Consider the following 26,270-nt stretch of genomic DNA (forward strand, 5'->3'; position numbering starts at 1 on the left):
CCGGCCTTTGTCGGCTCCTGGTCTTTGCCTTCACGTGAGAATTATTGTACGACATATTCACACATAATAACAAAGCAGCCGAGAACCTTTGCCGCTACCGCACCGGCGCGACCTGCAAAACCGTGTCCATGGCGTAGCGCAGCACGTCAGAACGGTTGACGGTTCCCACCACAAGGCCCTCGCTTACCACCGGGACCTTCTTCAATCGGCGCGACGCCAGCAACGAACATGCCTCTTCGAGCGTGGCGTCGGCATCAAGCGCGATCAGCTTCTCCGTGGCTATCGTGCGCGCCGGCAGCAGCATGAGCTCGCGCAAGCGTTCGTCGATGCCCTGGTCGTTGGCTGCCTTCATAAGCGAGTACGCGCCCGTGACCACCGGATGACGGTCGGCAAGATAGCGCATGACGTCGCCGTCGGACACGAAGCCCACCGGATGCCCCGCCGCATCCACAAGAGGCAAGCCGCTCACTTTAAGATCCACGAACGCGCGCATGACCTGGCTTACCGTCGAATCGGCAGGCATCGTGTACGGATCGGGCTCCATCAGCAGGGCCAGGCACGGCACGGAATGCCCGATGCGCTCGGCAGTTCGCTTTCGCGCGGCGCGGGCGTACAGAAACGACAGCACGAACCCGGCTGCGGCCACCCCGCTTGCCACCAACATGGCCAGCGAAAACCCTTCGGCCGCAGCCTGGGACGCGCTCGCTCCCTGAGCGACGGCCGCAATCTGTCCCGTCGACATGATGCCAATGTAAAGGGACGGGCCAACGCATGCCGCAATTTGAACAACCGTGGTCATAAGAGCCACGCCGAACGGATTTTGCTGCGGCGGCAGCGTGCGCAAGCCCGCTGTTTGAGAAGGCGAGAACACGAAGCCAACCGCCACGTACATGAGCAGCGCGGCCGCGAACACAACGGGAATAGACAGCGTAGGCCCGGCCAGCGCCAAGGCGATGAACCCGAGGGCGATGGCACCGAAGCCTAACGGCAACAGGGGCCATTCGCCGCGCTTGTCCATAATGCGTCCGCCAAGCAGCGTCGTGCCCGCATTCGCCAGCACGGGAACCAGAATGACCAACCCCGCGGAAAGAGCAGTCATGCCGGCGGCGCCCTCGAAATACAGCGGAAGCAGCACGCTCATGGAGAACATGCTGATCATCGAGACGGTTGCCAGCAACAACGCGGGCCAGAAGGCTCGGTTTCTCAGCGGCTCAAGATCGATGAGCGGATGGCTGCAACGCAGCTGACGCACGACGAACGCCACCGACAGAAGAGCCGAAGCCGCCAGAGAGCCAAGCGCCAAAGGCACGTCGATAGTCAATTGCACCAACCCAAGCGAAAGCGCGGTTAGCAGCACGGCCGCAAGGACGACGGAAAGAACGTCAAGGTGAGCTTCGCTGGTTTCCAGGTTCTTCACGAAGCGAAGCCCTAGGCCGAACAGGATCGCCATCGCAACCATGGGAACCACGAAAATGCTGTGCCAGCCGAACGTCGTCACCAAAGCCCCGCATACCACCGGAGCCAAGGCAGGACCGAACGTGATGGTGCAGCCACCAATGGACAAATAGGTGCCCAGTTTGTTTTTGGGCGTAACGGTCACGATCGTGTTCATCATAAGAGGGATGAATATGCCCGTGCCCACCGCTTGCACCAAGCGCGCTGCGAACAGCATCTCGAACCCGTTCGCAACAAGCCCCATCGCAGAACCAGCGAAGCTCAAAGCCGATGCAGCGAAAAACAGCGTGCGCAAGTGGAAGCGTCGGTATAGAAACGCCATGCACATGACCACCACGGTGGCAACGATCATGTATCCCGTCACCAACCACTGGGCCGTCACGGAATCCACTCCGTAATCGGCCATGATGGATACGAGAGCCATGTTTACGAGGTTTTCATTGAACCCCGCAAGAAATGCTGCTCCGTATAAAACCAGCAGCAATAGAACAAGAGGTTTCCCTTGCATGAAGGAATATCCTTTCACTTTTTTGTTGTGAGGCGCGCCGCGAGCCGGACGCGTGCGCCGGGCAGCTCTATTCGCTGCGCGCTTCGTCGTCCCTTCGGCACACGCAAAGCCACTTGTTTCCCGTAGCTCCGGCGTATGTGCAACCGACGCAAGCGGGCTTCCGGCACGTCTCGAACGAGCGAGGAGCGCTGCCGAACGCGTCATCGACAAGAAGGCTCGAAGCGCGGCCTTCGAGCGAGCCGCCATCGCATGCTGCCATCGCATGCAAGACCATAAGGGCAAACTGCGCCATGCCGCGCTTTGTCGGGTGGGTCCCCTCAAGAGCTTCGTAATCGCGGCCCAAAGCGCGAACGTCGGCAACGCAGCATCCGTTCGATTCGGCGGCCAGGCGAATAGCGTCGTTATAGCGATCGAAATGAACGCCCCGCAACCGGTACGCGAACGTCGAATGGACAGAGCCCTCCATGCGACCGGGGCACAGCGTGCAGCACCACACTTTGGCCTGCGGATACGCAGCGCGCATACGAGCGAGCATCGCACTATACGCCTGGCCGAACCGCTCGGCCGCATCGGCAGAAGCCAGGCCCGCCTCGGCTTCCGGAATGGCGGACAGATCAAGCGTTGCTGGCAGGGCGTTTCCGCGGCCCGCAGCTTGGGCGGCCGGGCCGCCCCACCCGTAATCGTTGATGCCTATGAACACAAGGATCTCATCGGGCGCAACGCCGTCTTTCGCCAGCGCCGCAATGCGCTCAGCACTGTTTGCCGCAGGAAAACCCGCGCCCTCCACCATGCTTCCAGAGAACGAACCGTTGCTCAACAGCTCGCCGCCGCATTGCTCGATAACCTGCGCCCACCAGGTGTCCTCCACAAGGCGAACGCCGGTTGCGTCGCGACGCTCGTTCTCGTAGAACACGTCGAATCCTTCGGGGTTGCACCCCTCGAACGTGCTGATGGAGTCGCCCAGTACCGAAAACCGCTTCATATCACCCGCCATCTTTCCATGATCTCGTCTGGCGACCATGATACCGCAAGGCTCTTCGCCAAGCGCGAAAGGCAGGCGAACGAACCTGCAGCACATATATGCTGCAAGCCGAAAGCCACAAGCCGGTGCGAGCCGGATTGCCGTCGGGCCGCCGCGAGATCGGGTCGCGGCGGCGCGCGGGCTGCGGGATCGGGTTGCGAGGTCGGGTCGCAGCGTGCGCTGGCTGCGGGATCGGGTCGCGGCGACGCGCGGGCGAACGCGCAGCCGGGAAGCGCAGCAACGGGCGCCGAGCGAACGGCCTCAACGGGCGCCCGGACGAGCCCCGGACGCGTGGCACGCAGCCGGGGAGCGGGAGCGCGGCCCCAACAGGCGCCCGAACGCGCGGCCTCTCCAAACGCGCCCCAACGCACGGCTTCCCAGGCCGCGTCCCAACGTGCGACCCCAGCACGCGGCCTCTCCAGACGCGCCCAGGCCGGCTGCCTTTCGCTTTCGCGCGCACGCGCATCGCTCGGCGCCTTCTCCCAGCAAGCTTGCGCACGAAAAACCTCCATCGCTGGCAGGTTTTCACGGTTTGAGGTCGTTGAACCCCGCCGGACGGGCGCTCGCAAAAGAGCAGTGCAATAGCCCAAGGCCGCGACCAGGCAAAATAAAAAGCAAGCCTCATGACAGCAAGAACGACGCACCGCCCGACAACCCCTAAACGTCAAAACCTGCCAGCGATGGCGGTTTTTCGTGCGCACATCCCTTCGCGAGCGAACGCGAGACCCCGCAAGCGGAGCGCTACCTTCATCGACGGCAACCCCGCAGCCGAATTGCAGGCGCGTCGCTACAGCGCCACGCCCAACCGAGCGAACGCCTCGTCAGAAAGCGTTGCACCCTCAACCGAGCATACGCCAGACGCCACCTTGTTCGCAAGCTCAAGCGATTCCTTCCACGAACGGCCCGCAGCGCGCGCAGCCGCAAGCGCGCCCAGATGAGCATCGCCCGCTCCCACGGTATCGGCCACGCGAACCGCCTCCGTTGCAACGTTGGCAAAACAAGCGTCCGGCCCTTCAAGCACAAAGGAGCCGGCAGCACCCGCCGTGATGACCACGGCGTTTTCGCAAGCTGCAGCCAGAACGCGAGCCGCATCTTCAAGCGTCGAGCAACCGGTGTACGCAAGGGCCTCCTGATCGTTCAGGTGCCAAATGGGGCGAAGCGCGTTGATGCGCGCGTGCTTCTCCGGCCCCACGCCCAAAATGCGCGGACCGGGCGCATAGAAGAACTGGATTTCGGGATGTTCTTCAAAGAACTCGATGATAGCGTTGCCGCCGGAACCCTCTATCTCGTATCCGCTGGCAAGACCGCACGAAACATGCGCAGCGTCGATGGCGTCGAACCACGACCGCTCGAAGTAGCGCTCGACGCCCGGCGAAGTGATCATCGTGCGCTGTCCATCAGGCTCGACCAAGCACGTGCAAGATCCGTTGTCGCGGCCTTTCACGCGCAACGGCGCCTGCAAGCCGCGCTGCGCAAGCGCACCTTCTACAAACCCTGCGTAGATACCCTCGCCCACGGGCGCAAACAAGGTGCAGTCGGCCCCCAACTGGCGCGCAGCGTTCGCAGAGTTGAACGCGCAGCCTCCCACGACGGCGCGCGACGACTCGACCACCACGCCTTCGCCCGAGGCCGGCAGCGCCGGTACGCAGCACACCACGTCCACCATAATGGCCCCCACCGCCAGAACCGCATTGCGAGCTTTCGAAGCCCCCATCGCTCCCCCTTCGCGTAGATCCGCCTTGATCAGCATAGTATACCGACACCCGCGCGAGCCGCTGCGCAGGCAAACGCAAAGCGCCGTCGCGCGCCAAGCGAACGCACCAACCCGAACGGCAAAGCGGGCGACCCGAAGGCCGCCCGCTCAACAATCAATCGCCTGTGCGCTACACTTCCAGATGCCTGAACGCCTCCGGAACCTCCTTGTAGCCCTTCGATTTCACCGCGCCGATAATCAGGCCGATGACCATCCAGGAAATGCCCACCGCATAAGTCTGCAAATCAAACCCGGTGAACACGTACACCAGAATGAATATGCCAAGCCAAGGGCAAATCAGGTACTTCACCACGTCGCCGAACGAAGAGCGCTTCTTTTCCTTCACGAAGAAGAACAAGAACACGGCAAAGTTCAACAGCACGAACGACGACAGCGCGCCGAAGTTCACGAATGCCACCAGCGTGGTCATATCCAAGAACATGGGCAGAATCAAGGACACAACGCCCAATGCAATAGACGCAATGTAGGGCGTCTGGAACTTCGGGTGAACCTTGCCGAAGATGCGCGGGATCACGCCGTCGCGGCCCATGGAGTACAGCAGGCGAGAAGAAGCAAGCTGCGCGTTCATGATGTTGGCGATACCAACAGCCACGATATTCACAACGAGCAGCAGCTTGTACAGAACGGGACCGCCCGCCATAAGCGCTGCGTTAAAGAATCCCATTTCGGGATCAACCTGCGAAACGTCGGGCTGAATGAGCGCGGCGACGTAGGTCTGCGCCACGAACACGACCACCATGATGCACAAAGCGATGAGGATGCCCTTGCCGATGGTCTTTTCGGGCTTCACGGTTTCCTCGGCCAACGTGGACATGCCGTCGAAGCCAAGGAACGACAGGCATGCAATGGAAACCGCCGTCGCTATAAAGTGCGCATCAACCTTACCCGGCTGATAGATGGGGTCGATCGTCAGCTGACCAGCACCGCCGCCGCCCAAAACGAAGCTCGTGCCAATAGCGATGAACGCGATAACGGCCAGGATCTCAACAACGAAAATAACCCAGTCCACGCCCTTCGTCATCTGAATGCCGCGAATGTTCACGAACGTGTTGAACACCACAAACACAACAACCCACAGATACCACGGGCTTCCCGGAACAAGCGCAACGCCCCAGTTCGCCACCATAACCAGCAGCAACGACGGAACGAACACGTAGTCCAACAAAATGAGCCAACCAGCCATGAAGCCTACGTGGGGATTGATGCCGCGCTGCACATACGAATACACCGATCCCGCAATGGGAAAGCGCTTCGACATGCGCATGTAGCTCATGGCCGTAAAGCTGATAGCCACGAAGCCTACGATGTACACGAGCGGCGTCATGCCGCCGCTGGCGATTTGGATTTCGCCGTAGATGGACTGCGGAGCAATGATAACCATGAACAACACGCCGTACAAAACGACGTCGCGCAAAGTCATGCCCCTTCGCAGTTCTTGCTTGTAGCCGAACTGCTCGATGCTCTCTCCGGACGCTTTCGCCGGAGAATCGGTTTGAGCCGACATAGTCGGTCCCCCTTACTAACGTGCAGCCGAAGCCGCCTCTTCCTTCGCCGCTCCGCTGCACTAAAGCGCTGCAACCCAGCGCGCTTGCGCAGCAAAGCGCATCCTCGAATTATCGCGCTACCTTGTCATCGAATCCACAACTTTTTTGTAAACGGACGCTTACATAATTAGAGCCGGGAATTCACCCGGCTCCAACAGCGCCCTTCCCGGTAAAACTCGCTTACGGCTGGGGAACCAGCGGCGGGAACTGCGGCAACTTCGGCGTCCCAACGCGCAGGCTCAGCTGAACCTCGCAGGGCTTGCACGCCTGAGACAACTCTACGTCGCTTTGCACCGACATGTACATGTAGGCGTCGATAGCGTCCCAACCCGTAATGCGCATGAGCAAACGCTGCATCTCCTTGGAGCCGTTCATCAGGGCCTCGTCAAACTCCTGAGCGCTCGCGTTCACGTACCACTTGCCGTGCGGGCCAAACGTCTCGAGCACGGGCCAGTTCAACTCGAAATCCTTCACCAGCGACACCTTCACTGTAATGTCGGCAGCAATCTCGATGCCCGTGCCGCACAGTTCGGCGTCGCCCATGGTTGCGTGCACGTCGCCCATTTGGAGCAGCGCGCCCGGCACGCGCACGGGGAAGTACATGCGAGTTCCCTTGGTGATCAGTTTGTTGTCAAGATTGCCCCCATGAGCACCCACGAAACCGTCGATGACATCCTCGCCGTCGGGCGCGGTTCCTATAACCCCGATCATGGGGTCGATGGGGAATTTAACGCCGTTGAACTCGGCCATGCCGTCTTTGATGGGGATGATCTTGCTGCGGTAGTCGGTCGATTCGAACAACGGTCCGCAGTGGTCATCGGTTGCGATAACGCCCTGGTCAGCAACCTGCACGTCGTAAATGTCAACCACCAGCACGTCACCTGGCTGAGCACCTTCCACGTACACGGGACCAGCAGCCGGATTGGTGAACCCGTACGAGAAGTTCAAGTCCTTCATGGTGACGTCTTCGGTAGGAATGCGTCCGGCAAAGCAATCCTGCGTCTTGAACAGCAAAACCTCGCCCGGCTGCGCAGTGTAGCAAGGCGCATTGTCCTTGGAAAACTTAATGACCTGATCTTCGATGACCTGCATGATGCCTTCATCCTCCTTGGGTTGACGATTCGTCCAGTATATTCCTTCAGCGTTCCGCTACGCCATACCCAGCCATACCGCCACTTTCGGTGCATACCCCATAACGAAAATGATCAGAATCAGCGAGGGGATGCCGAACTTCAACCACGGAAGCGACCATGCCGGGAACTTCAGCCCCTTGCCCGTGTCGGCTTCGGCCAGGAAGTTCTCCCAACCCCACCCGCTTTTCGTGACGCAGAACAGCACGAAGAACAGGCTGCCCAGCGGCAGCAGGTTGTTCGACACAATGAAGTCCTCGATAGACTGGATGTCGCCGATAGCCGGAATGGTGACGCCCGCGAGCACGTTGAATCCAAGAGCGCACGGAAGACTGAGCACCGTCACCAGAATAGCCGTGCGAGCAACGGCCACCTTGCGACTCCAACCCCACTTGTCCATAGACCAGCTGATCAGGTTTTCGAACACCGCAATGATGGTGGACAGGGCGGCAAAGCTCATGAACACGAAGAACAGCGCGCCCCATAGCTGACCCATGGGCATTTGATTGAACACGCTAGGAAGCGTAGCGAACACCAAGCCCGGACCGCTGCCCGGCTCAACCGCAAACGCGAAGCATGCAGGAAAGATGATGAGACCGGCCATAAGGGCAACCGCCGTATCCAAGCCGCAGATGCGCAGGGCCTCGCCCGTGAGCGAGCGCTCTTTGCCGATGTAGCTGCCGAAGATCTCCATGGCGGCGATGCCCAGCGAAAGCGTGAAGAACGCCTGGCCCATAGCCGCGTACACGGCGTCGCCGAACGTAGCCCATTGCTCCGCAGGCGTTGCCCCGGCGAACAGCTTGCCAAAGTCGGGGATCAGGTAGAACTCGAGGCCCTCCAAGCCGCCCGGCAGGGTAACGGCGCGCGCCACCAACACCACCATGATGCCCAGAAGGCACACCATCATCACCTTGGTGATACGCTCGACGCCTTTCTGCAAGCCCAGGCTGCATACCAAGAAGCCTAAAACGATGACCACCAGCATCCAGCCCACCAATTCGGTGGGGTTCGCCAGCATGTCGTTGAACACCTGGCCGACACCCGCGCTATCAAGGCCGTTGAACGCGCCGGTTCCCATTTTCACCACGAAGGACAGCATCCAGCCGCCCACGGTGGTGTAGAACATCATGAGCACCATGCACCCGATGTAGCCCCACCACGAGAACCAATGCCACTTCCGCGAAGGCTGCAGCGTATCGAACGCAAGCGCCGCGCTTTTTTGGCTGGCGCGGCCCACGGCGAACTCCATGACCATGACAGGCAGACCCAGAATGATCAAAAAGACCAGGTACATAAGCACGAAGGCCGCGCCGCCGTACTCGCCCACGATGTAGGGGAAACGCCACACGTTTCCCAAGCCGATAGCGCATCCGGCGCTGATCAGGATAAAGCCCAACCGCGACGCGAATCGCTCACGGTCGGCGGTTTGCACGCCGCCCGTCCCCTTGCCCTCGCTCATACCACGCTCCTCTTGCAGATATTTGCACGCAACTGCCTGTTAGCAAAACGCTGCAATTGTAGCGCAAAAAGGTGGGAGAACCCGGCTGCGAGCCGCAATGTGCCTGTTCGATCGGGCGAAACGACCGACGCAGCCTACGCAATCGGGAGAGCGGCGGGCCGGGGCGACCGGGGCTGGAAACAGGGCTACAGCCGAAGGCGGAGGCGGGGCTGCAGCCGAAGGCGGAGGCGGGGCTGCAGCCGAAGGCGGAGGCGGGGCTGCAGCCGAAGGCGGAGGCGGGGCTGCAGCCGAAGGCGGAGGCGGGGCGTGGCCACAATCGAGGGCGGAGACGCGGTTGAAAGCGAGGCGTGCTCTAGCGTAGGTCTTTCGAGGCTTGTGCGAGCCTGCGCTCGATGACCAGGTCGCCAACGCCCTTCACGATAAGCAGCACGCCAAGCATCAGGACGAATGCCGCCGTGGTTTCGAAGGGATTGATCACGATAACCACGCCGCCGATGGCCACGGCGGCGCTTATCACTAGCGAAGCGATCCACGTGCTGCCCTGATACGCGCGCAGCTCGATGGAACGGATCGCGTTCACAACACCGCCGACAAGCAGCAGAACACCCAGAATCAACGAGAAAAACCCGGCGACGGCCTGCGGAAACAAAAACACGAGCAACGCCAGCACCAGCAGCACGACCGCGCTGGTAAGCACTCCGGCAGACCGGTAACGACCGCTCGAAGAGCGAAAGTAGGAGAACAGCGACGCCGCACCGGAAACGGCAAGGTACAAAGCCAGCAGATAGACCACGGTGAGCACCGTCGCTCCCGGCCAAAATGCCAAAAGCAAGCCCAGCGCAATAGACAGAACGGCCTGCACCAAAATATTGGAACGGATTACGTCGATGAACGACTTCATAACTTGCCTCCATTTGCTTGGCGATTTGTCGAGCTACCTGCATAATACTCCCGAATGAACGCACGACACAAAACTGATGAACGGCGGTTTTCTTCACGCAACGCGCCGCAGCAAGCAGAACCTTGCCGAAGAACGCCCCGCACCAAACCGGATGCGTCGCACCAACGCTTAACGCGAAGAAGCCGAAGGAGCACCGCCCGACTAAACTGAGGCGGCTTGGCTGCTTGAGGCCATTTGCCCGCTGCGCATTAAGCCGAAGCCATGCGCCCAGGCGCAGCGGGCATCGCGTTAATCCAGTCGAAGCTGTATCTAATTATGAACATTCTATGAATTGCCAGAAATCGTTTGCTTCTTATACTGAATGCTAGTAATATTCATTTTCGCCGCTTTTCCTGTTTGAAGGCACTTCGGGCAGGAAGGGTAGGCGCAACACAATGTTGCGGGGTGGAGCAGTCTGGTAGCTCGCCGGGCTCATAACCCGGAGGCCGTAGGTTCAAATCCTGCCCCCGCGACCATAAAACTTGTAGCAGGTCAACCAAAGAAAACGGTTGACCTGCTTTTTTATTGGTCGAAACCGCCAGCGGCAACCCCGGACCCGACTCCTTGACTCGGAACTTCCCCTTGCCTCTCCTGCACGAATAGCCGGACAGCACCTGCAAACGCGCTCTTGGCGCAGACCCGCTCCCGCGCATATCGCCTCGGCATGTCGCATCCGATGCAACGCGAGCACGTGCTCGTGCAAGACTTTCGTCGCTTGCAGGCAAGCCCGCGCACGAAAAACCGCTCTCGCTGGCAGGTTTTGACGGTTAGAGGTCGTTTGGTTCAGCAAGACAAGGGCCAACGGAAGCGCGATGCGACGTCCCGGCTCTGTGACCAGGGGAAACAAAATACGAGCGGAGCAGCAGCGGAAACAGCGCCCGGTCCGACGACCCCTAAACGTCAAAACCTGCCAGCGGGAGCGATTTTTCGTGCGCAAACGGGTCGCGGCGGGGTAATTCCAGGGATGCATCACAGGAACCTGGGCGAATCGCCCGAATCCGAATCCGCGGCCGAATCCGTGCCCACGCCCGTGCCCGCGGCCGAGATCGGATTCAGCCGCACACCGTACGCCGAGTGGCGCACACCGTGCGGCACGTGCTGCACGCCACGCGCAACAGCCTCCGCAGCCGTGCCCGGCGCCCCTTCCCCGGCCGGCCCCCCACGCCTCCTGCTCCATACATGCAAAAAGGCCCCTGGAACCAGGGGCCTTGCAATTCAAATGGTGCGGGCGAGAGGACTTGAACCTCCATGGGGTTGCCCCCATACGGACCTGAACCGTACGCGTCTGCCAATTCCGCCACGCCCGCACAAATCGTGCTTCTTCCGAAGCGGTTGAATATGTTACCGGATTCGCTTTGCAAACGCAAGAACAAATTTCCGCTATTTTCTACGCACTCTCAAACGCAGCTTTCACGCTCGCAGCAAGCCGAACCCGCCGGTCGCCCAGCACGCGCAAACGCCCACGGCAAGCCGTCAAAACCCACTTCCGAACAACGGGCTCGTCAGCTTCGCCTCGCACTCGCTATGCTACACTCGAAAACAAAACGATGCCTTCACCACCCATACCACGTGGCCCTCGCCTCGCAAGAAGCGAGGGCCTGCCGGCCGAAGGGGAACGACCGTCATGCACACCGTCCTAATCGCAAGTACGCTCGAAAGCGACCGTGAAGAGCTGGGGAGCCTGCTGACGCAAACATGCACCGTGCTGAAAGCATCTGACATCCTGGAAGCGTTCTCCCTTGTCAGAGGATCGAAACAGGGCATATCGGCCATCATTGCAGACAACGATTTCCCCCATCTTGCAAGCATGACCGGACCAAACGTTTTCGAAGGGCCCAGCGTAACCGACGGCATTCCGTTCTTCTTGATTGTAGACGACCACAACGAAGCGCCCTCCACCGAACGGATGCCGAACGCGCTGGACATCATCGTTCGACCCTTCAGCCCTTACGCATCTCGACGCATCATGAACGCCATCGAAATGAACCAAGCGCAGCGCAAGCTGCGATCGGCCTTGGCAAACGAGCGAAAAATCAAAGAAGAATACCACCACTTCCTGAAACGCATGCCAGGAGGGCTGTTCCGCTACCACGCCGACGGTGGCGAAGAATTCAGCTCGATCAGCGCCGGACTGCTTGAAATGACCGGTTACGAAACCGGGCAGGCATTTCGAGAGGCAACCGGAAACTCGTTCAGGGGATTCGTCCATCCCGAAGACATCGAGGCCGTGGAAGAGTCCATAGCCGAACAGATGAAGTACGGCGACACCGATGTCGTCACCTACCGCATCAAGAAAAAAGACGGCAGCGTTCGCTGGATTGAAGATTGGGGGCGCTTGGTGGTTGACGAGGACGGCGTTCGCTGGTTTTACGTGGCAACGCTCGACATCACCGACAAGATCACCTACCAAGAAGAACTCGAGAAAAGCAACGAGCGGCTCACCATCTTGGCAGAGCTCAACAACGATGTGCTCTTCGACGCAAACTGCCGCCTTAAGAAAACGGAGGTGTTCGGGGATTTCGAAAAACGGTTCGGGCGTCCCATGGCGTCGAGCGACTTCGACAAACTGGGCCCGCAGGGGCCGTCGTGCCAGGCCAACCACGGAGATTTCGAAATCTACCAGCACGCGTGCACGAACCACGCAGCAGCGCGCGTCGACGTTGATGTTGCCTTGCCCGACGCGCAAGGCAACCCCCTGTGGTGCCGATACCAATCCGTCGTCTTGCGAGACGAAAACGGAAAACCGTATCGCCATGTGGGAAGGCTTCTGGACACGCACGCCATGATGGTGCAGCAGCAGACGTACAGAGCGCTTGCGGAGCACGATGACCTAACCGGGGCAATTGCACGGCGCACGGCCATCGAGCGCATTCGAAAACACTGCGAGCAGCACAGCGAGACGTGCGCGCTCCTGTTCATCGACGTGGACGATTTCAAGGAAGTGAACGATCGGTACGGACACCCCACGGGCGATCGCGTCCTGACGCACGTTGCCGCATTCCTAAAGGACGTCGCAGGTCCTAGCGCCGTCGTCGCGCGGTTCGGCGGCGACGAGTTTGCCGTGTTCGTACCGCATGCGCAAAACACGGCCGACCTCGATCGCCTGGTGGAGCGCATCAAAAGCGAAGCATTCGAGGGTTTTCACGACGAGGCCATAGAAAACCCGCTCGCATCGTTGTCGCTAGCCGTTGGCGTAGCTCGCAGCAACTGCTCGCAAACATGCGGCAACCCGGTGTTCGAAGATCTGTACCGGCAAGCCGACAACGACTTGTACCGTGCGAAGCGTAACAAATGCTCGTGTGCCAGCCAAGACTGAGGGCGGGAAACCGCTACGAATCCGAGGCCGCCTTCGACGGCGCGCGAAAAGCCGACCACGCCGCTCGCGCCGGCGCGAGCAAAAGGATCGTGGTAGCCGCAAGCACGATCAGATCGTCAAAGCCGCCGGTCACGTAGACCGGCTGCATCCCCGTGGCAAGCATGATCGGGCCCAGATAAACCAGATCGAATGCAGCGTGAACCCAGGCTAGAAACCACAGGCTGCAGCCCTTCAGGTACAAAACGGCCATGAAGAAGCCGAACAGCCCCGCCTGCACCGGCTTGAGCACGGCCTGCGTCCACGCAACCGCGTCCCCAACGGCCAGCGCCTGTCCGAACGACACGTGCAGCAGCCCGAACAAAACCGCCGAAACCACCGCAGCACGCAGCGGGGCCAAGCGCGTCAAGAACGCATCCAGGGCAAGAACCCTGAAAACACCCTCTTCGAACAAGCCGGTCATCAGGCATATCGGAAGAATGAAGGCAACGCGCGCCGCGGCGTCCGAATCAAAGAAACCAACCGGTTCGGAAAGCAGGCACAGCGCGATGCCCGCGGCAAACCCTACCGCAAGCACGAAAACCACCCAACGGCCAAGGGAGCTGATCGTCTTGCAAGAACGCTGCAACGCCTTGGGACGACCAATCCTCACAAGCGCAAGCACCATGATCGACAGCGCAATCCCCTGCACAAGCGAAGACTCCAGCGTATCGTCCGGGAAGACTTGGAAGCACATCACCGACAGCACGATTGCCGCAACAAACAAACCGGGAGCCCGAAACAAAGCGAGCACGGCCGAGGAACCCTCCCCCGGAGCCGAGGCCGAGGCCGAAACGGGCCGGTTCGCTTTCCCAGCCTCGTTTGATCCGCTTGAACCGTTTGAGCCGTCCTTTGCCTGCATCACGCAATTTCGCCCTTCATCCCGCAATCCCCCAGCCGTCCCAGTATACTGGAATCCTATGAACGAATCGCTCAATACAACCGATGAAGACACGCGTAGGGGCGTCTCGTCCTTCGCTTTGAAAATCGTAGCCATAGTCGGCATGACAGCCAACCACGCGTCCTACATGTTCTATCCCTACCTACCTGCCGAAGCGTTCTGCCTACTGTTCGGTCTTGGCGGACTCGCCTTCCCCATCATGGCATTTCTGCTGGTAGAAGGCTACCGACGCACATCAAGCGTACCTAAATACGCCCGGCGCCTGCTCGTGTTTGCCCTTATATCTCAAATACCCTACGGGTTGTTTCTTGCAGGAAACCTCAACGTGCTGTTCACGTTGCTCATCGGATTAGCCGTGCTGTATCTTTACGACCGCCTGGAAAACCGAGCAGGTTTTTGGGCGATCGCGGCGGCGCTGATGGCGGCAAGCTCTCTGTGTGACTGGGGCATTCTAGGGCCCATCATGGTCCTCATGATGAAGATCCTTGAAGATCGACGCCAGCGCATTGTCTACCCGCTTTTGCTGCCCATATTGGCAGACGGAATCCCCGCGCTTGCGCGATATCTGGCAAGCTCCAATCTGGTTCTGCTATCCTTCGCGCTGTACCCCTTGGCTGGATGCACGGCCACCATTCCGCTGCTGCTCTCATACAACGGAAAGCGCGGCCTGCCGATGAAGTGGTTCTTCTATGCGTACTATCCCCTGCACATCCTTGTGCTGGGCTTGGCGAAAGGACTGCTGCTCAACGACTGGACCTGGGGCATGTAAGCTATTTCCAGTCGGCTCCCAAAACCACCAGGAAGTCGGCGTTGATAACGTACGACCCGTCGTTAACCATAGCTTTGCCCACGCCGAGCGCATCGACAATCTCTTGGGCGCGATCCGCTTTTCCACCCTGCTCGTATACGACAAGCGTTTGCGGATAATCGAAGCTGTCCGCATTGCCCGACTCCACCTTGTAGCCCAGCGATTGAACGCGCTCGGCAGCCTGGGACCCCGCGCCGGTTATGCCGTTTCCATTGCGCACCGCAACCGTTCCCGAACGCTTCTGCGAAGCGCCGCCGCCGCTCAAATCGCCGCTCTCGTTCACAAGCTGCCCGCTGCCCGTGCTGGCCAAGATGGTACCCGACACCTCGTCGACGATATCGCCCTCCGTAGGCGGAAGACCCTGGTCAACGCGCGCCATCATGGCCTTCCATTGCTCGACGTTGTTGATCTCGTACCACACGCCGTCGATGTAGCTGGACGTGGTGGGTTCCATGCCGGAATACATATCCGTTGCCGGATCAAGCCCCTGCATGATTTGAGCTATGCCCACGATGTCCGTAATTTCAAGATCGGTGGTCACGTATTGGGAAAGGGCCTGCACGGTGCTTGCCATGGTGGCCACGTCAGCCGAGAGGATCTTCTTCGCAATAGCCCCCAGAACCAATCGCTGGTTCGCCGCGCGATACGAATCGCCGTCTCCGAACTCATCGTACGCATGCCGCGAACGACACAGGATAAGGGCTTGATCGCCGCTGAGCGTCTGCACGCCGGCATCCAAGTGGCCGCCGGCGTCTTCGTCGTCGATCTCCATGGGAACGTCCACCTCAACGCCGCCCAAAGCGTCCACCACGTCCTTGAAGCCGTCGAAGTTGATTTCCGCGTAATGGGAAATGGGCACGCCCGCCAACTTGGACACGGTCTCCACCGCCAGTGCCGCACCGCCAATAGCGTGAGCGGCATTCAGCTTGTTTTGACCGTATTCGCCCATGTCAACCAGGGTGTCTCGATGGATCGAAACCATGGTGACCTTTTTGTCGACCGGATCGATCCGCGCAAGTATGATGCTGTCGCTGCGAAACTGGTCCCCTGCGTATTCCTGGGAAGCCTGGCGATCGTTCGACCCGTCCGTGCCCATAAGCAGTACGTAGAACGGCTCTTTCGCCAAATCCGTATCAACGAGCGCCGCGCGCAACTTGGCATCGACCCCGGCGTGCAGGTTCCCCGACAAAATGCCGTAGTACGCAAACGCCGCGCCGGCTCCGCCCAACACGAGCACGCCCACCACCGCAAGCGCGATCACCAGCTTGCTGGGTCGCTTCCGCTTTGAAGAGCGCGGCACGTCAGCGCCGTTGCGCGACAATCGAGCGCGAGGCGTAGGAGAAGATGCGGATTGAACGCTCGGTCGCCTTCTTGCGCCATCGCCCGCGCCGCGCGAGGCGGCCGGTCGAGAAGCCCGAACGGGACCGGGCCGCGAAGAACGGTTTTCTTGCGTGGGTCGAGGTGATTCCTCATGCGCGCGCGAAGGGCGCCTTTGATTGCTTCGTTGAGAGTCCATGGACGTATTGTGCCGACGAACGCGCGACCGCGCAAGCGCGCACAAGCCTTTACTAGGAAAAGCCCATAGCGAATCGAGGGCGGCTCCTCAAGGAAGCCGCCCTCGCTATTCGTTAAACGCGCACGTTCAAGCGCTTGCACAGGTATTCGTTCGCAGCCTTTTCCACCGTGTCGTCAAGCGCCGCAAGGGAGGGGGCGGGAACTTCCGCACGCGCGGCGCGGCGTTCGAGCGCCCGAGCCAACAAAGCGTCCGCCACCTGCGGATTCTTCGCCAACAGCGGACCGTGAAGGTACGTTCCCACCACGTTTTTGTACAGCACGCCGTCCTGCTTGTCGTCGTCGTTGTTGCCATGGCCCACCGAGGAAACCACGCGCCCGAAAGCCTGAACGCCGGCGCCAAGACGCGTGCGACCGGCATGGTTCTCGTACCCCACCACCGGCATCTGCGCCAAAGGCGAGTCCAGCACGATGTTGTCGATCAGCCGGTCAGCGGATCCCGCCGCGCGCTCGGTGGTCATGTCGACGATGCCCAGGCCCTCGACCACCTCGTCGCCCAGCAGCCATTCCTTGCCGAGGATCTGATAGCCGCCGCAAATAGCCAGCAACACGCCGTCGTCCTCGACGAAGGCGCGCAGCTCATCGCGCATGCGCATGAGTTCGGCGGAAGCCAAGCGCTGCTCGCGATCGGGCCCGCCGCCCAAGAACACCAAGTCGACGTCCGCCAGATCGACGGACTGCCCGTGGTTCACGCGCTTGACCTCCACGGCAACGCCTCGGTCGCGAAGACGGCGTTCCAGAATGCGCACGTTGCCGCCGTCGCCGTATAGGTTGAGCAGGTCGGGGAACAGGTGCGCAATAACAAGCGGGGCCTCGGAATCCGACGGGTCGGCGGCAGGGGGCACCTGCGAAGCCGAGGGCGCGCTCGCAGCAGCAACAGGCGCCTGCGAAGCGTCGGATGCGTCCGCAGCAGCGGGCGTGCCCGAAGCGCCCGGCGCGCCTGCCGACGGCGCGGTTTCAGCAGCGGCCAACGCGTCCATGTCGGTATGAACGGGAGGAAGCGCCGTGTAGTTTGCAATAAGGTACGCCTTGACCTCGGCAGGCACGTTGGACAAACGCCCGAACAGGTCGTGAGCGTCATCGATCAGCTGCGCGTCAAGCCCGGCATACTTCAAGCGAACCTGCAGGTCGTTGCGGCGGATGCCGCCCGCGAACACCAGCAAGTCGCGCTCGGCGGCAAGCTCCTCGAAATCGATGTCCCACAGCCACGAGATGTCGCGACCGTCGCCCTCCTTATCGTTGACGAAGAACGCCACGGCCTTGGGCCCTTCGTCCTGCAAGATGATCTTGAGGTTTTGGTTGAACCCGGTCGGGTTCTTTGCCAGGTTGAGCAGCGCCGATCGACCGGCAATCTCGTACGATTGCAAACGCCCGTTCTGCGGGTCGAACGCATCGATAGCCTGCTGAAGCGCGTCATTCGAGCAGCCGAGCAGGCTTGCGGCAACACCCACCGCCGCCAGGTTGTACACCATGTACGCGCCGCTGAACGGAGCGCGCACCGAAAACGCGCCTGCGTTTGCGGCAACACCCTGCTGGGGCTTTCCCAGCTGAAACGACAAGCCGTCCGTGCTCAAGCGCACGTCCTCGGCGGCAAAATCAAGGCTTGCACGAGAAAAACCGCAGGTCGGACAATGAAAATCTCCCAGCTGACCATACTGGCGAAACGCATATTCAAACATCGACGAGCAACGCTGGCACATAGTGGCGTCGGCCACCGTGTTCTGAGGCAAGCCCATATCCTGAGCAACGCCGAACGCGATGGACCGGTTTTCCGCACGCTCGGCAATCATCGCGCACAACGGGTCGTCGGCGTTGTAGACCAGCACCGTGTCGGGCGACGAAGCCAGCGCGCCCACGATGCTGTCCTGGATGCGGTCGATCTCCCCCACACGATCCAGCTGATCGCGGAACAGGTTGAGCAGCACAACGTAGTTCGCCTTCAGATGCGGCAGGATCTTCGCCAGCCATAGCTCGTCGGTTTCGAACACGCCCCAATCGGACGGGCCCGCATGCAGCAGCGCCGTGGCCACTCCCGAATCCAGGTTCGCTCCGGTCCGGTTGCACACCACGCGTTGGCCCGCCTGCTCCAGCACATCGGCAAGCAGGTTCGTGACCGTGGTCTTCCCGTTCGTGCCGACCACCGCAACCGAGCCCTTGGCCAGCTTCGGCGTCAGATCGGCGATGATGCGCGGATCGACGTACAGCGCGATCTTCCCGGGAAAGTTGGCGGCAGGGCGATGAAACACGTTCTTCAGTCCCCACGTGGAGACGGCGCTCACGGCGCGTGCGGCGGCGAACTGCAAACCCATAAAGTGTCCTTCGTCTTGTAGTACGTGTAGTACGGCTTCAATGCGATCAGTATACCCGTTCGGTTGTCGCGCACGAACGCGCCCCGTGCCCGCAAGGCACGCCCCTCCATACAATCATCAGGTTGCGCCCGCGCGCCAACCGAAGCGCAGCATCCCCAGACAGCCTAAGAGGGAACGTGCGCCGCGCGGAAGGAAAACCAACGGCAGACGTCGGGCGGATGCCGGCGTCATGCAGCCCGCTGCCCGCCATTCGACGCATATTGACGGACAGGCCGCTGGAAAAGTGCGGCCTCGATTGCCGCTTCGGGCGTACAATAATCCACATGGACACAAATCAGATCATAGCCATCGTCATATTCGTGGTTGTCATGCTGGCGATCATGACCGAAAAGCTGCATCGGTCGCTCGCGGCCATCGTGGGCGCCATGGTGGTGCTCGCGCTGCACGTAATGCCGTTCGACGCAGCCATGGAGCACATCGACTTCAACACGCTGGGCGTGCTGCTGGGCATGATGCTGTTCGTGTCGGTGGTGAAGCTGTCGGGCGTGTTCGAGTACCTGGCCATCAAGAGCGCGCGCATCGCACGGGGCGACCCCTGGAAGATCATGCTTTTGTTCGTGCTGCTCACCGCCGTTTTATCTGCGTTTTTGGACAACGTGACCACCGTGCTGCTCATCGGGCCCATGACCCTGACCGTATGCCGCCTGCTCGACATCAACCCCATCCCGTTCTTCATGACCGAGATCATGGCGTCGAACATCGGCGGAACCGCCACGCTCATCGGCGACCCCCCGAACATCATGATCGGATCGGCCGCAGGATTCACGTTTCTCGACTTCATCATGATGGACGCCCCCGCCGTCGTGGTCATCTTGGCCGCGATTTTGATAGTGTTCTACTTCATGTACGGACGGTCCATGAAAGTCAACGACGAAGAACGCGCCCGCGTCATGGAGCTTGACGAGCGCACGTACATCAAAGACGCGCGCCTGCTCAAGTTGAGCGTTGTCATGACCGGCGTCGTAGTCGTCGGGTTCATGGGGCACGGAGCGCTGGGGCTGGAATCGAGCATCATCGCGCTCGGCGTGGCCGGCATCACCATCCTGCTATCGGGCACGAGCATCGAAGACGCGCTCTCGCAGGTGGAATGGACCACGCTTTCGTTCTTCGCCGGACTGTTCGTCATTGTTGGAGCGCTGGCGGAAACCGGCGTCATCGGCATGCTGGCGAACGGGCTGGTGGACATGACCGGGGGCAACGTGTTCGTAACCATGCTGGTGCTGCTGATAGGATCGGCGGTCATCTCCAGCTTCCTGGACAACATACCCTTCGTAGCCACCATGATCCCCATCTTGCTGACCATGGAAGCGTCGGGCATGGACGTAACGCCTTTGTGGTGGGCCGTCTCCCTGGGTGCGTGCCTGGGCGGCAACGGCACCCTTATCGGAGCTAGCGCGAACGTAGTGCTGTCCGACATCAGCAAGAAGTTCGGCTACGAGATCACGTTCATGGGCTTCTTCAAAACGGCCTTCCCCATCATGCTGCTCACGGTGCTGATGGCGGGCGTGTACCTGGTGCTGAGGTTCCCGGCCGCGTAGGCGAAGCGGTCGCGCATGCCGCGCGAGCCGACGACGGCATGCGGCGACGCGCGCGTTCCGATGCGACGCGAGCCTACGATCAGGCCAGTTCCTTCTCGAACGCAATGCGCAGGTCGCCCTGTTCGGCGCCTTCGGCCAAACGAATCTCGCCGCAATACCGAAAGCCCGCCTTCTCAAGCGCACGCCGCATCGGAACGTTTTCGGGGTGCGTGTCGATGCGCACGGAAGCCATGTTGGCGCGGCAGGCAAGGTCGAACGCATACTGGAACATCGCGCCCGCCACGCCCTTTCCCTTGCTTTCGTCCGCCACGCACACGCGATGCAGCGCCACGTAGCGCGCATCGTCGCCGGTCAACCACGCGCCGTCGATGACGGCATACGAAGGATCGGGGCCCTCTTTGTAGGCAAAGATCCCCTGCACCGAACCGTCTTCCATGGCAAGATACGTGCAGCCGTCCGCTATGTCCTGCACCCACGTTTCGCGACAGGGGTACCCGTTTTGCCACTGATTCACGTCCAAACCCCGAAGCTGACGCTTCGCCTGGTCGGTTATGTCGCACATGCGATCAAGGTGCTCAGCTGTTGCAATGACGAATTCCACGAACAACCTCCTGCGAGTTCGTAAGCCAAAACGAGCGATCAACGCTGCCCAGTATACCGCCTCGCAAGCGCCGACAATCCGCGCGATCAGCCAACAGCAAGCAGCGAGGAAACCATGGCGTCGACGTCCAGCAGCGACAAGGGAGCGCGGGCGGCATCTTGCAAGGATTCCGTCTTCAACGGCGCATGATCCAGCTCGTTCAAGTCGATCACGTAGGGATCGCCCGAAAAGCGCAGCCCCAACAAGCAATCATTGCTGCGCACGATCACGATTTGAGACGATGACTCGCTGACGCATGCCTCAACATCGAGCACCGGCACAAGTTCGTAGCCTTGCGAGAGCACGCCGCTAAACTCCTTAGGAAGAAACGCCAACGACTTCATCTTGCCCGACGACACCACTTCCTCAATAGAGGAGAACGCAATGGCGATGTTGCCGTTTGCGACGGGAACGACAAGCGCGTTCGAGCGATGCGCCTCCCGCTGGCCGCCGCCTATCAGTTCCTCTATCCACCGTAAGCGCTGCTCAACGTCACGCATGGGAACCCTCTTCCTTGAACGCTGCGTTCAACAGATGACGGATGCTCACGACCGCGCAAGGATCCCCGTTCTTCAGAAGCGCATAGCCGAAGCACCCGGCCTTGCGCAAGGACCCCCGATCGAGCAACTGCGGCAGCCGGCTTACGGAAATCCGCTCGTAGCCAACTACGGCGTCCACCACAAGGCAACGCCGCTCTCCCAGCTCTTCCAAAAACAGAACGAGCAGAGGATCCTCCGCCTTCAAAGGCGAGCCCGAACTCGCTCCGTTTATGAGCTTCGAGCGATTCCCGTCCTCTCCCACGTAAAACGCGGCGCGAACCCGCTGGGGCGTTGCCGCCTGAGGCTCTTGTGCGCTTTGGCTATCAGGCTCGATCCAGTTTGCATGATACGCTTCAAAGCGATCGATGCGTTGCGCGGGAAGCGCGAACGTCATTGAACCCGTGCGCAAAAGCGCTGCTTCCATAATGGTGAACGGCACGGGAATGTGCAGCACGATCTCAAGCGTGCTGCGATCGGTATTGCGCACCTCGCCGCGACCGCCCACGTGCTGCAAAAGCGATGCAACTTCGTTGAATTGGGAAAACATGCCTGCAACAGGAGTTTTGGAAGCAGCGGCAAACCCAGGGACCAAAAGGAGGGCGCCCAGTTCTTCTTCGGTATACGCCTCAAGCGGGCGCGTTAGCAGCCCGTGTTTCGCAGCATGTTGCCCAACGTCGTGCGAATTGAACGGCATGCCGTCGTGCTCGATGCGGCACACCACGTCCGATCCATCGGCCTCCAATCGCAAGCGCAGCAGAGCGCGCGCAGGCTTTCCCGCGGCAATGCGATGTTCGGGCTGCTCGATCCCGTCGCGAAGACACAACCGCACCAGACGCTTGATTATCTCCTCCATTGAAGCGAGCACCGACCGATCGAGAACCATGTGGCCGTCGGCAATGTCCAGGTCGACAAGCACGCCAAAACGCCGGCTGCAATCGGCAACAAGCGCACGCAGCGATGGCGCTATGCGATCGAACCGTTCGATACGCGACCGCGCAACGGCCGTGCGCAGCTCGTCCACCACCTTCGTATGCGAGAGCACGATGCTGTTCAGCTCATGGTCTTGCGGCATGCTCTCGGCATGCTCGCGCAACTTGCGATGCACCTCTTCGAACTGCGCCAACACGTTGACAAGCTGGCTCCCGCGCCCGTTCAGGTGATTTTCGTCCGCAAACGAATACGGCAGCGCAGACGCGGTTCCCCCCAAGTCTCCAGACGCAATGCTTTCCTTCTTGTATGCAGGAATAGCGCTTTCATCAGCAACGATGGTGCATCTATCTACAAAGAACGACCCTTTGATGGTCAGCAAAACCTGTTCGGGAACAGAAGAGGTGAAGCGAATGAACAGCCCGTGGTCACGCAGGTACGTAATGGTGGATCGATCGCTTTTAACTGCGCGGGGATGGCACGACGCCGTTTCGCACAGCGGCACGATACGGCGCATCACAAGCGACGCGCGCGTGTTCTCGAGTCCGCAATTAGGCTTGAAGATAACCTGAACGATGAATTCCTCGCGCTTCGCCTGCTTCATGCCTGTTCACCCGCCACTTCAGACTGAGCGAACGTGCAGCAGTTCTTTCCGGTTTCCTTGCCACGATACAACGCGCGGTCTGCACGCGCGAAGTTCTCGGCAAGCGTAAAACCGGAATCGTACGAGCACAGCCCGAACGTAAGCGTGCAGGAGAACTCGCCCATCCCATCGTCGATGCGATACGCGGCAACTTCTTCGCGCATGCGATTGCACAGGCGCAGCGCGTCATGGTCGGACGTTGCAAGCATGACGATAAGCAGTTCTTCGCCGCCCCAGCGAACAACGGGGTGGCTCCCAGCCAAATCATCCAGAATGTCGGCGATGCACACAATGGCGATGTCGCCCGACTGGTGGCCGCGCACGTCGTTGATTGCCTTGAAGTCATCTATATCGCAAAGCGCCAGCACCGTGTTCGAATCATGGCTGGACTCCTGCATTTTCTGCTCTAGGTAATCCGTAAGGTAGTGTCGGCTGAACAGGCCCGTAAGCTGATCGCGAAAGGCCAAGCTTCGCATGGCATCGAGCTTGTCCTGCAATACGGCGTTCGCTTCACGCAGCTGAAGGCACTCGGCACGATCCGATTCCGACGTCGAATCCGACGAAGGCGCAGCAGTCCGCCCGGTCACTTGCCATCACCGTTTGAGCGCCGCGCGGGCTTCTCAAGCGTAAAGCGATCGATCAGGCGCTTGAGGCCGCGAGCCTGGTCAGCCAGCTCCTCGCCAATCACCGCGCTCTCTTCCGAAGCCGCCGAGTTTTCCTGGATCACGTCGGACAGGCTGTTCATGCTTTCCTGAATCTGCGACAAAGAATCCAGCTGCTGCGCTGACGCCAATGCGATGGCGGACATCATCTCCTTCACGCCCTCTGTAGCAGACACAGCGTTATCCATGCTGGCCGATGTCGTCTTAATGAGCGCGCTGCCGTTTTCCACGTTGAGGGTGGCATGGGCGGCGAACTCATCAGCCGCGCGCGACGCCTCGCTCACCTGCGACGCTAAACGCCGAATCTCTTCGGCAACAATGGCGAATCCGTGGCCGGCCTCACCTGCGCGCGCCGCTTCAACGGAAGCGTTGAGCGCAAGAATGTTCGTCTGGAACGAAATATCCTCGATGGTGTTCGCAAGCTGCGAGATATTGCTCGTGCTCACCCTGATGTCTTCGATGATCTTCACGGCCTGGGATATCTGACGATTGCTCTGCTCGACGGCATGCAGCACCATGGCGGTGTTTTCGTTGGCCGTAACCACGCTCTTGTTGTTTTCCTCCACCACCTGGTTAATGCCCTGCACGCTGGTTGCCAGCTCCTCGATGGCCATGGCTTGTTCGGCGGAACCCTGCGCAACGGTCTGCGAGCCGTCGGCCATTTGCGACGAAGAGCGCTCCACCTGATCGGCCGTCTCCTTTAGCCGCTCCACCGTCAGGCGCAGCGTTTCCACCGTCTTGTTCATGGACGCAGCAAGGGAACCCAGCTCATTACTCGAATCGGCAACGGCACGCACCGTAAGATCGCCTTCCGCCACATGCCGCGCTATGTCTTCGATCTCGACCACCGGTACCGCAATGGCACGAGTAATGCGACGCCAAAGCACCATCACCAGCGCGATGGCGCAAAGTCCCAGCAGCACGATGATGACCGAAGTTGCGATTTCCACGTAGGTTGTATCCTGCGAGTACTCAAGAGCTTCCTTTTCGGCGATATCGACGATGCTGTTCGCCAGCGCCACCATGATGTCCTTTTGCGGCGTGTAGCTCTGATCGTACATCTCGTGCGCCCGCTCGATGTCGCCCGCGCGTATCGCTTCGATAACCTGATCGCGAACAACGATAAGGCTTTCGCTTGTCAGGGCGAACTGCGTCAGAACATCCACGTCGGTTTTGAAATTGCTGGCAACAACGTTGTACTCGGCTTCGCGCACGATTGCCAGCTGCTCGATGTCGGAGACAAGCTGCGTTCTTTCGGCGGGGTCATCCGTCAGAATGCACTGCCTCAGCGAAGCAGACGTTTGCTCGATGGTGTTGCGCAGCAAGATGGCGCTTTTCGACACCTGATACGGACGCTCGTAAAACTCCGTGGTCATCACTGAATTCTGATGAACGCCGAAGATAGCCACGCAAATAGAAACCACGAACAGCACGATGATCGTGAGGTAGGAAACCATGAGACTGCGGCTAATGCTCGCGTTTTTAAATGACAGGTTCATAAGGCGGTCGCTTCCGGTCGCTTTTGATATACCGAATCTTTCCTGTAGTCGAATCTTGCTCGGTCACGGAGTATTTCCGCGTGGCCGAGAATAAGGTAACCCGAAACGGCTAAATGGCGATACAAGTTGTCAAGCACCTGCTCACGAGTGCGTTCGTCAAAATAAATAATAACATTACGGCATATAATAAGGTCGTAGCGGCGACGCAGCGCCTCAGGATTGCAAAGATTCGCCTGCGCGAACGCTACGCGGCGGCGAATCGGGGCGGTTACCGTATAGGTTTCCCCGGTGCGCGTGAAGTAGTCCGAAAGCCAGTGCGGCGGAACCTTTTCCACATGCATAGGGTGATACACCGCTTGGCGAGCTTTCGCGATGGCCGCGCTTGAAACGTCGATGCCCGTAATGCGCACTGGGGGAATAGCGTGATCGCGGCTATAGTCCTCTACGATCATAGACGCGGTATAGCACTCTTCGCCCGTGGAACAGCCGGCGCATAGTATGTTCCAGGTACGACGCGGCCGAGAACGTTCCAGTTCAGGAAGCGCGACGGTACGCAAAAAATCGAACTGCTCCCGCCCGCGCAGAAAATACGTGTAGTGCGTCGTGGCAAGATCGATGAAGCGATTCGTTATCTCGGGATCGGCGCCCCGCTCCACCATATCGAAGTAGGACGAAAACGAGGCGCACCCCAGACGTTCCCGTTCGTGCGAGAGCCGACATTCAAGCAGCACGCGTTTGGACTGCATATTCAGCCCGAGCGTGCGGGATAAATACGTGCAGATTCTATCGAACTCTCTGTCGGTTAAGTGATCCAAACCTGTATTCCATTAATTACATAGGCACTCGAGTTTATACAGCTTAGCATGCTACGCACCTTGTTGCCAGAAGGAACCAACCCCTCGGGAAATCGAAGTCGCCAAGGCCGTCGTTTCCGTTGCACGAAAAGCATCCAAGAGCTCGCGAGCGCCCTGCCGCGCGCGCAGCACCTA

The 26,270-nt window shown here is 60.1% G+C and carries 19 protein-coding genes and 2 tRNA genes; 4 read left to right on the forward strand and 17 right to left on the reverse strand.

Going from position 1 to position 26,270, the window contains the following annotated elements:
* Positions 1–94: 94 nt before the first annotated feature.
* From LG373_RS09035 to LG373_RS09065, 7 genes are all read right to left on the reverse strand, one after another.
* Positions 95–1,963 carry an MFS transporter gene (locus LG373_RS09035; protein ID WP_225749615.1) on the reverse strand — a complete coding sequence of 623 codons (1,869 nt, stop codon included), beginning with the start codon at positions 1,961–1,963 and terminating at the stop codon, positions 95–97.
* A gap of 67 nt (positions 1,964–2,030) precedes the next feature.
* Positions 2,031–2,984 (reverse strand): SGNH/GDSL hydrolase family protein, encoded by a 954-nt coding sequence (locus LG373_RS09040; RefSeq protein ID WP_225749616.1) that lies wholly within the window; start codon positions 2,982–2,984, stop codon positions 2,031–2,033.
* A gap of 787 nt (positions 2,985–3,771) precedes the next feature.
* Positions 3,772–4,698 (reverse strand): PfkB family carbohydrate kinase, encoded by a 927-nt coding sequence (locus LG373_RS09045; RefSeq protein WP_225749617.1) that lies wholly within the window; start codon positions 4,696–4,698, stop codon positions 3,772–3,774.
* Positions 4,699–4,867: 169 nt separating this feature from the next.
* A complete protein-coding gene (locus tag LG373_RS09050; RefSeq protein ID WP_216529150.1) occupies positions 4,868–6,262 on the reverse strand; it encodes an APC family permease in 1,395 nt (464 codons plus the stop codon).
* Positions 6,263–6,482: 220 nt separating this feature from the next.
* Positions 6,483–7,394, reverse strand: coding sequence for an acetamidase/formamidase family protein (locus tag LG373_RS09055; RefSeq protein ID WP_216529149.1), 912 nt, complete (start codon positions 7,392–7,394; stop codon positions 6,483–6,485).
* Positions 7,395–7,451: 57 nt separating this feature from the next.
* The gene (locus LG373_RS09060) at positions 7,452–8,891 is read right to left on the reverse strand and encodes a sodium-dependent transporter (protein WP_216529148.1); all 1,440 of its coding nucleotides are present in this window, start codon (positions 8,889–8,891) and stop codon (positions 7,452–7,454) included.
* Positions 8,892–9,243: 352 nt separating this feature from the next.
* A complete protein-coding gene (locus LG373_RS09065; protein ID WP_225749618.1) occupies positions 9,244–9,792 on the reverse strand; it encodes a DUF308 domain-containing protein in 549 nt (182 codons plus the stop codon).
* A 438-nt stretch (positions 9,793–10,230) separates the two neighbouring features.
* Here LG373_RS09065 and LG373_RS09070 point away from each other — a divergent pair.
* Positions 10,231–10,307 (forward strand) — tRNA-Met (locus tag LG373_RS09070).
* 744 nt (positions 10,308–11,051) lie between these two features.
* On the opposite strand, the gene LG373_RS09075 is transcribed toward LG373_RS09070, so the two are convergent.
* Positions 11,052–11,138: transfer RNA gene (locus LG373_RS09075), tRNA-Leu, on the reverse strand.
* 317 nt (positions 11,139–11,455) lie between these two features.
* On the opposite strand from LG373_RS09075, the gene LG373_RS09080 reads away from it, so the two are divergent.
* The gene (locus tag LG373_RS09080; RefSeq protein WP_225749619.1) at positions 11,456–13,147 is read left to right on the forward strand and encodes a diguanylate cyclase; all 1,692 of its coding nucleotides are present in this window, start codon (positions 11,456–11,458) and stop codon (positions 13,145–13,147) included.
* 13 nt (positions 13,148–13,160) lie between these two features.
* Here the strand turns inward: LG373_RS09080 and LG373_RS09085 are convergent, their stop codons facing one another.
* Positions 13,161–13,937: a CPBP family intramembrane glutamic endopeptidase gene (locus LG373_RS09085; RefSeq protein WP_225749620.1), complete on the reverse strand. Its 777-nt coding sequence runs from the start codon at positions 13,935–13,937 to the stop codon at positions 13,161–13,163.
* Between the two features lie 166 nt (positions 13,938–14,103).
* Between LG373_RS09085 and LG373_RS09090 the strand changes: the two genes are divergently transcribed.
* Positions 14,104–14,853, forward strand: a complete 750-nt coding sequence (locus tag LG373_RS09090) for a TraX family protein (RefSeq protein ID WP_216529325.1) — start codon at positions 14,104–14,106, stop codon at positions 14,851–14,853.
* Position 14,854: 1 nt separating this feature from the next.
* Here the strand turns inward: LG373_RS09090 and LG373_RS09095 are convergent, their stop codons facing one another.
* Both LG373_RS09095 and LG373_RS09100 read right to left on the reverse strand, forming a co-directional pair.
* Positions 14,855–16,192: an LCP family protein gene (locus LG373_RS09095; protein WP_370632894.1), complete on the reverse strand. Its 1,338-nt coding sequence runs from the start codon at positions 16,190–16,192 to the stop codon at positions 14,855–14,857.
* A 328-nt stretch (positions 16,193–16,520) separates the two neighbouring features.
* Positions 16,521–18,773, reverse strand: a complete 2,253-nt coding sequence (locus tag LG373_RS09100) for a MurT ligase domain-containing protein (RefSeq protein ID WP_225749622.1) — start codon at positions 18,771–18,773, stop codon at positions 16,521–16,523.
* Positions 18,774–19,096: 323 nt separating this feature from the next.
* Here LG373_RS09100 and LG373_RS09105 point away from each other — a divergent pair, with 323 nt between their 5' ends.
* Positions 19,097–20,371, forward strand: coding sequence for an ArsB/NhaD family transporter (locus LG373_RS09105; protein WP_114566753.1), 1,275 nt, complete (start codon positions 19,097–19,099; stop codon positions 20,369–20,371).
* Positions 20,372–20,450: 79 nt separating this feature from the next.
* On the opposite strand, the gene LG373_RS09110 is transcribed toward LG373_RS09105, so the two are convergent.
* From LG373_RS09110 to LG373_RS09135, 6 genes are all read right to left on the reverse strand, one after another.
* On the reverse strand, positions 20,451–20,972 hold the full coding sequence (locus tag LG373_RS09110; RefSeq protein WP_216529322.1) for a GNAT family N-acetyltransferase: 522 nt from the start codon (positions 20,970–20,972) through the stop codon (positions 20,451–20,453).
* Between the two features lie 86 nt (positions 20,973–21,058).
* Positions 21,059–21,511, reverse strand: coding sequence for a bifunctional autolysin (locus tag LG373_RS09115; protein ID WP_216529321.1), 453 nt, complete (start codon positions 21,509–21,511; stop codon positions 21,059–21,061).
* Complete coding sequence (locus LG373_RS09120; protein ID WP_225749623.1) at positions 21,504–23,081, reverse strand: chemotaxis protein CheA; 1,578 nt, start codon at positions 23,079–23,081, stop codon at positions 21,504–21,506. The genes LG373_RS09115 and LG373_RS09120 overlap by 8 nt, the downstream gene beginning before the upstream one ends.
* A complete protein-coding gene (locus LG373_RS09125) occupies positions 23,078–23,707 on the reverse strand; it encodes a GGDEF domain-containing protein (protein ID WP_225749624.1) in 630 nt (209 codons plus the stop codon). The genes LG373_RS09120 and LG373_RS09125 overlap by 4 nt, the downstream gene beginning before the upstream one ends.
* Positions 23,704–25,281: a methyl-accepting chemotaxis protein gene (locus tag LG373_RS09130; protein WP_225749625.1), complete on the reverse strand. Its 1,578-nt coding sequence runs from the start codon at positions 25,279–25,281 to the stop codon at positions 23,704–23,706. Before LG373_RS09130 ends, LG373_RS09125 begins: the two co-directional genes overlap by 4 nt.
* Positions 25,278–26,096: a protein-glutamate O-methyltransferase CheR gene (locus LG373_RS09135; RefSeq protein ID WP_216529318.1), complete on the reverse strand. Its 819-nt coding sequence runs from the start codon at positions 26,094–26,096 to the stop codon at positions 25,278–25,280. The genes LG373_RS09130 and LG373_RS09135 overlap by 4 nt, the downstream gene beginning before the upstream one ends.
* Between the last annotated feature and the right edge of the window lie 174 nt (positions 26,097–26,270).

This window comes from Paraeggerthella sp. Marseille-Q4926, from assembly GCF_916618935.1.
Lineage (GTDB): Bacteria > Actinomycetota > Coriobacteriia > Coriobacteriales > Eggerthellaceae > Paraeggerthella > Paraeggerthella hominis.

What these genes read in the sequence shown, in the direction of transcription:
- LG373_RS09035 (WP_225749615.1), bottom strand. Translation starts at nt 1,963, where the DNA reads ATGCAAGGGAAACCTCTTGTTCTATTGCTGCTGGTTTTATACGGAGCA.
- LG373_RS09050 (WP_216529150.1), bottom strand. Translation starts at nt 6,262, where the DNA reads ATGTCGGCTCAAACCGATTCTCCGGCGAAAGCGTCCGGAGAGAGCATC.
- LG373_RS09130 (WP_225749625.1), bottom strand. Translation starts at nt 25,281, where the DNA reads ATGAACCTGTCATTTAAAAACGCGAGCATTAGCCGCAGTCTCATGGTT.
- LG373_RS09040 (WP_225749616.1), bottom strand. Translation starts at nt 2,984, where the DNA reads ATGGTCGCCAGACGAGATCATGGAAAGATGGCGGGTGATATGAAGCGG.
- LG373_RS09045 (WP_225749617.1), bottom strand. Translation starts at nt 4,698, where the DNA reads ATGGGGGCTTCGAAAGCTCGCAATGCGGTTCTGGCGGTGGGGGCCATT.
- LG373_RS09065 (WP_225749618.1), bottom strand. Translation starts at nt 9,792, where the DNA reads ATGAAGTCGTTCATCGACGTAATCCGTTCCAATATTTTGGTGCAGGCC.
- LG373_RS09105 (WP_114566753.1), top strand. Translation starts at nt 19,097, where the DNA reads ATGGACACAAATCAGATCATAGCCATCGTCATATTCGTGGTTGTCATG.
- LG373_RS09120 (WP_225749623.1), bottom strand. Translation starts at nt 23,081, where the DNA reads ATGAAGCAGGCGAAGCGCGAGGAATTCATCGTTCAGGTTATCTTCAAG.
- LG373_RS09100 (WP_225749622.1), bottom strand. Translation starts at nt 18,773, where the DNA reads ATGGGTTTGCAGTTCGCCGCCGCACGCGCCGTGAGCGCCGTCTCCACG.
- LG373_RS09055 (WP_216529149.1), bottom strand. Translation starts at nt 7,394, where the DNA reads ATGCAGGTCATCGAAGATCAGGTCATTAAGTTTTCCAAGGACAATGCG.
- LG373_RS09080 (WP_225749619.1), top strand. Translation starts at nt 11,456, where the DNA reads ATGCACACCGTCCTAATCGCAAGTACGCTCGAAAGCGACCGTGAAGAG.
- LG373_RS09115 (WP_216529321.1), bottom strand. Translation starts at nt 21,511, where the DNA reads ATGCGTGACGTTGAGCAGCGCTTACGGTGGATAGAGGAACTGATAGGC.
- LG373_RS09060 (WP_216529148.1), bottom strand. Translation starts at nt 8,891, where the DNA reads ATGAGCGAGGGCAAGGGGACGGGCGGCGTGCAAACCGCCGACCGTGAG.
- LG373_RS09090 (WP_216529325.1), top strand. Translation starts at nt 14,104, where the DNA reads ATGAACGAATCGCTCAATACAACCGATGAAGACACGCGTAGGGGCGTC.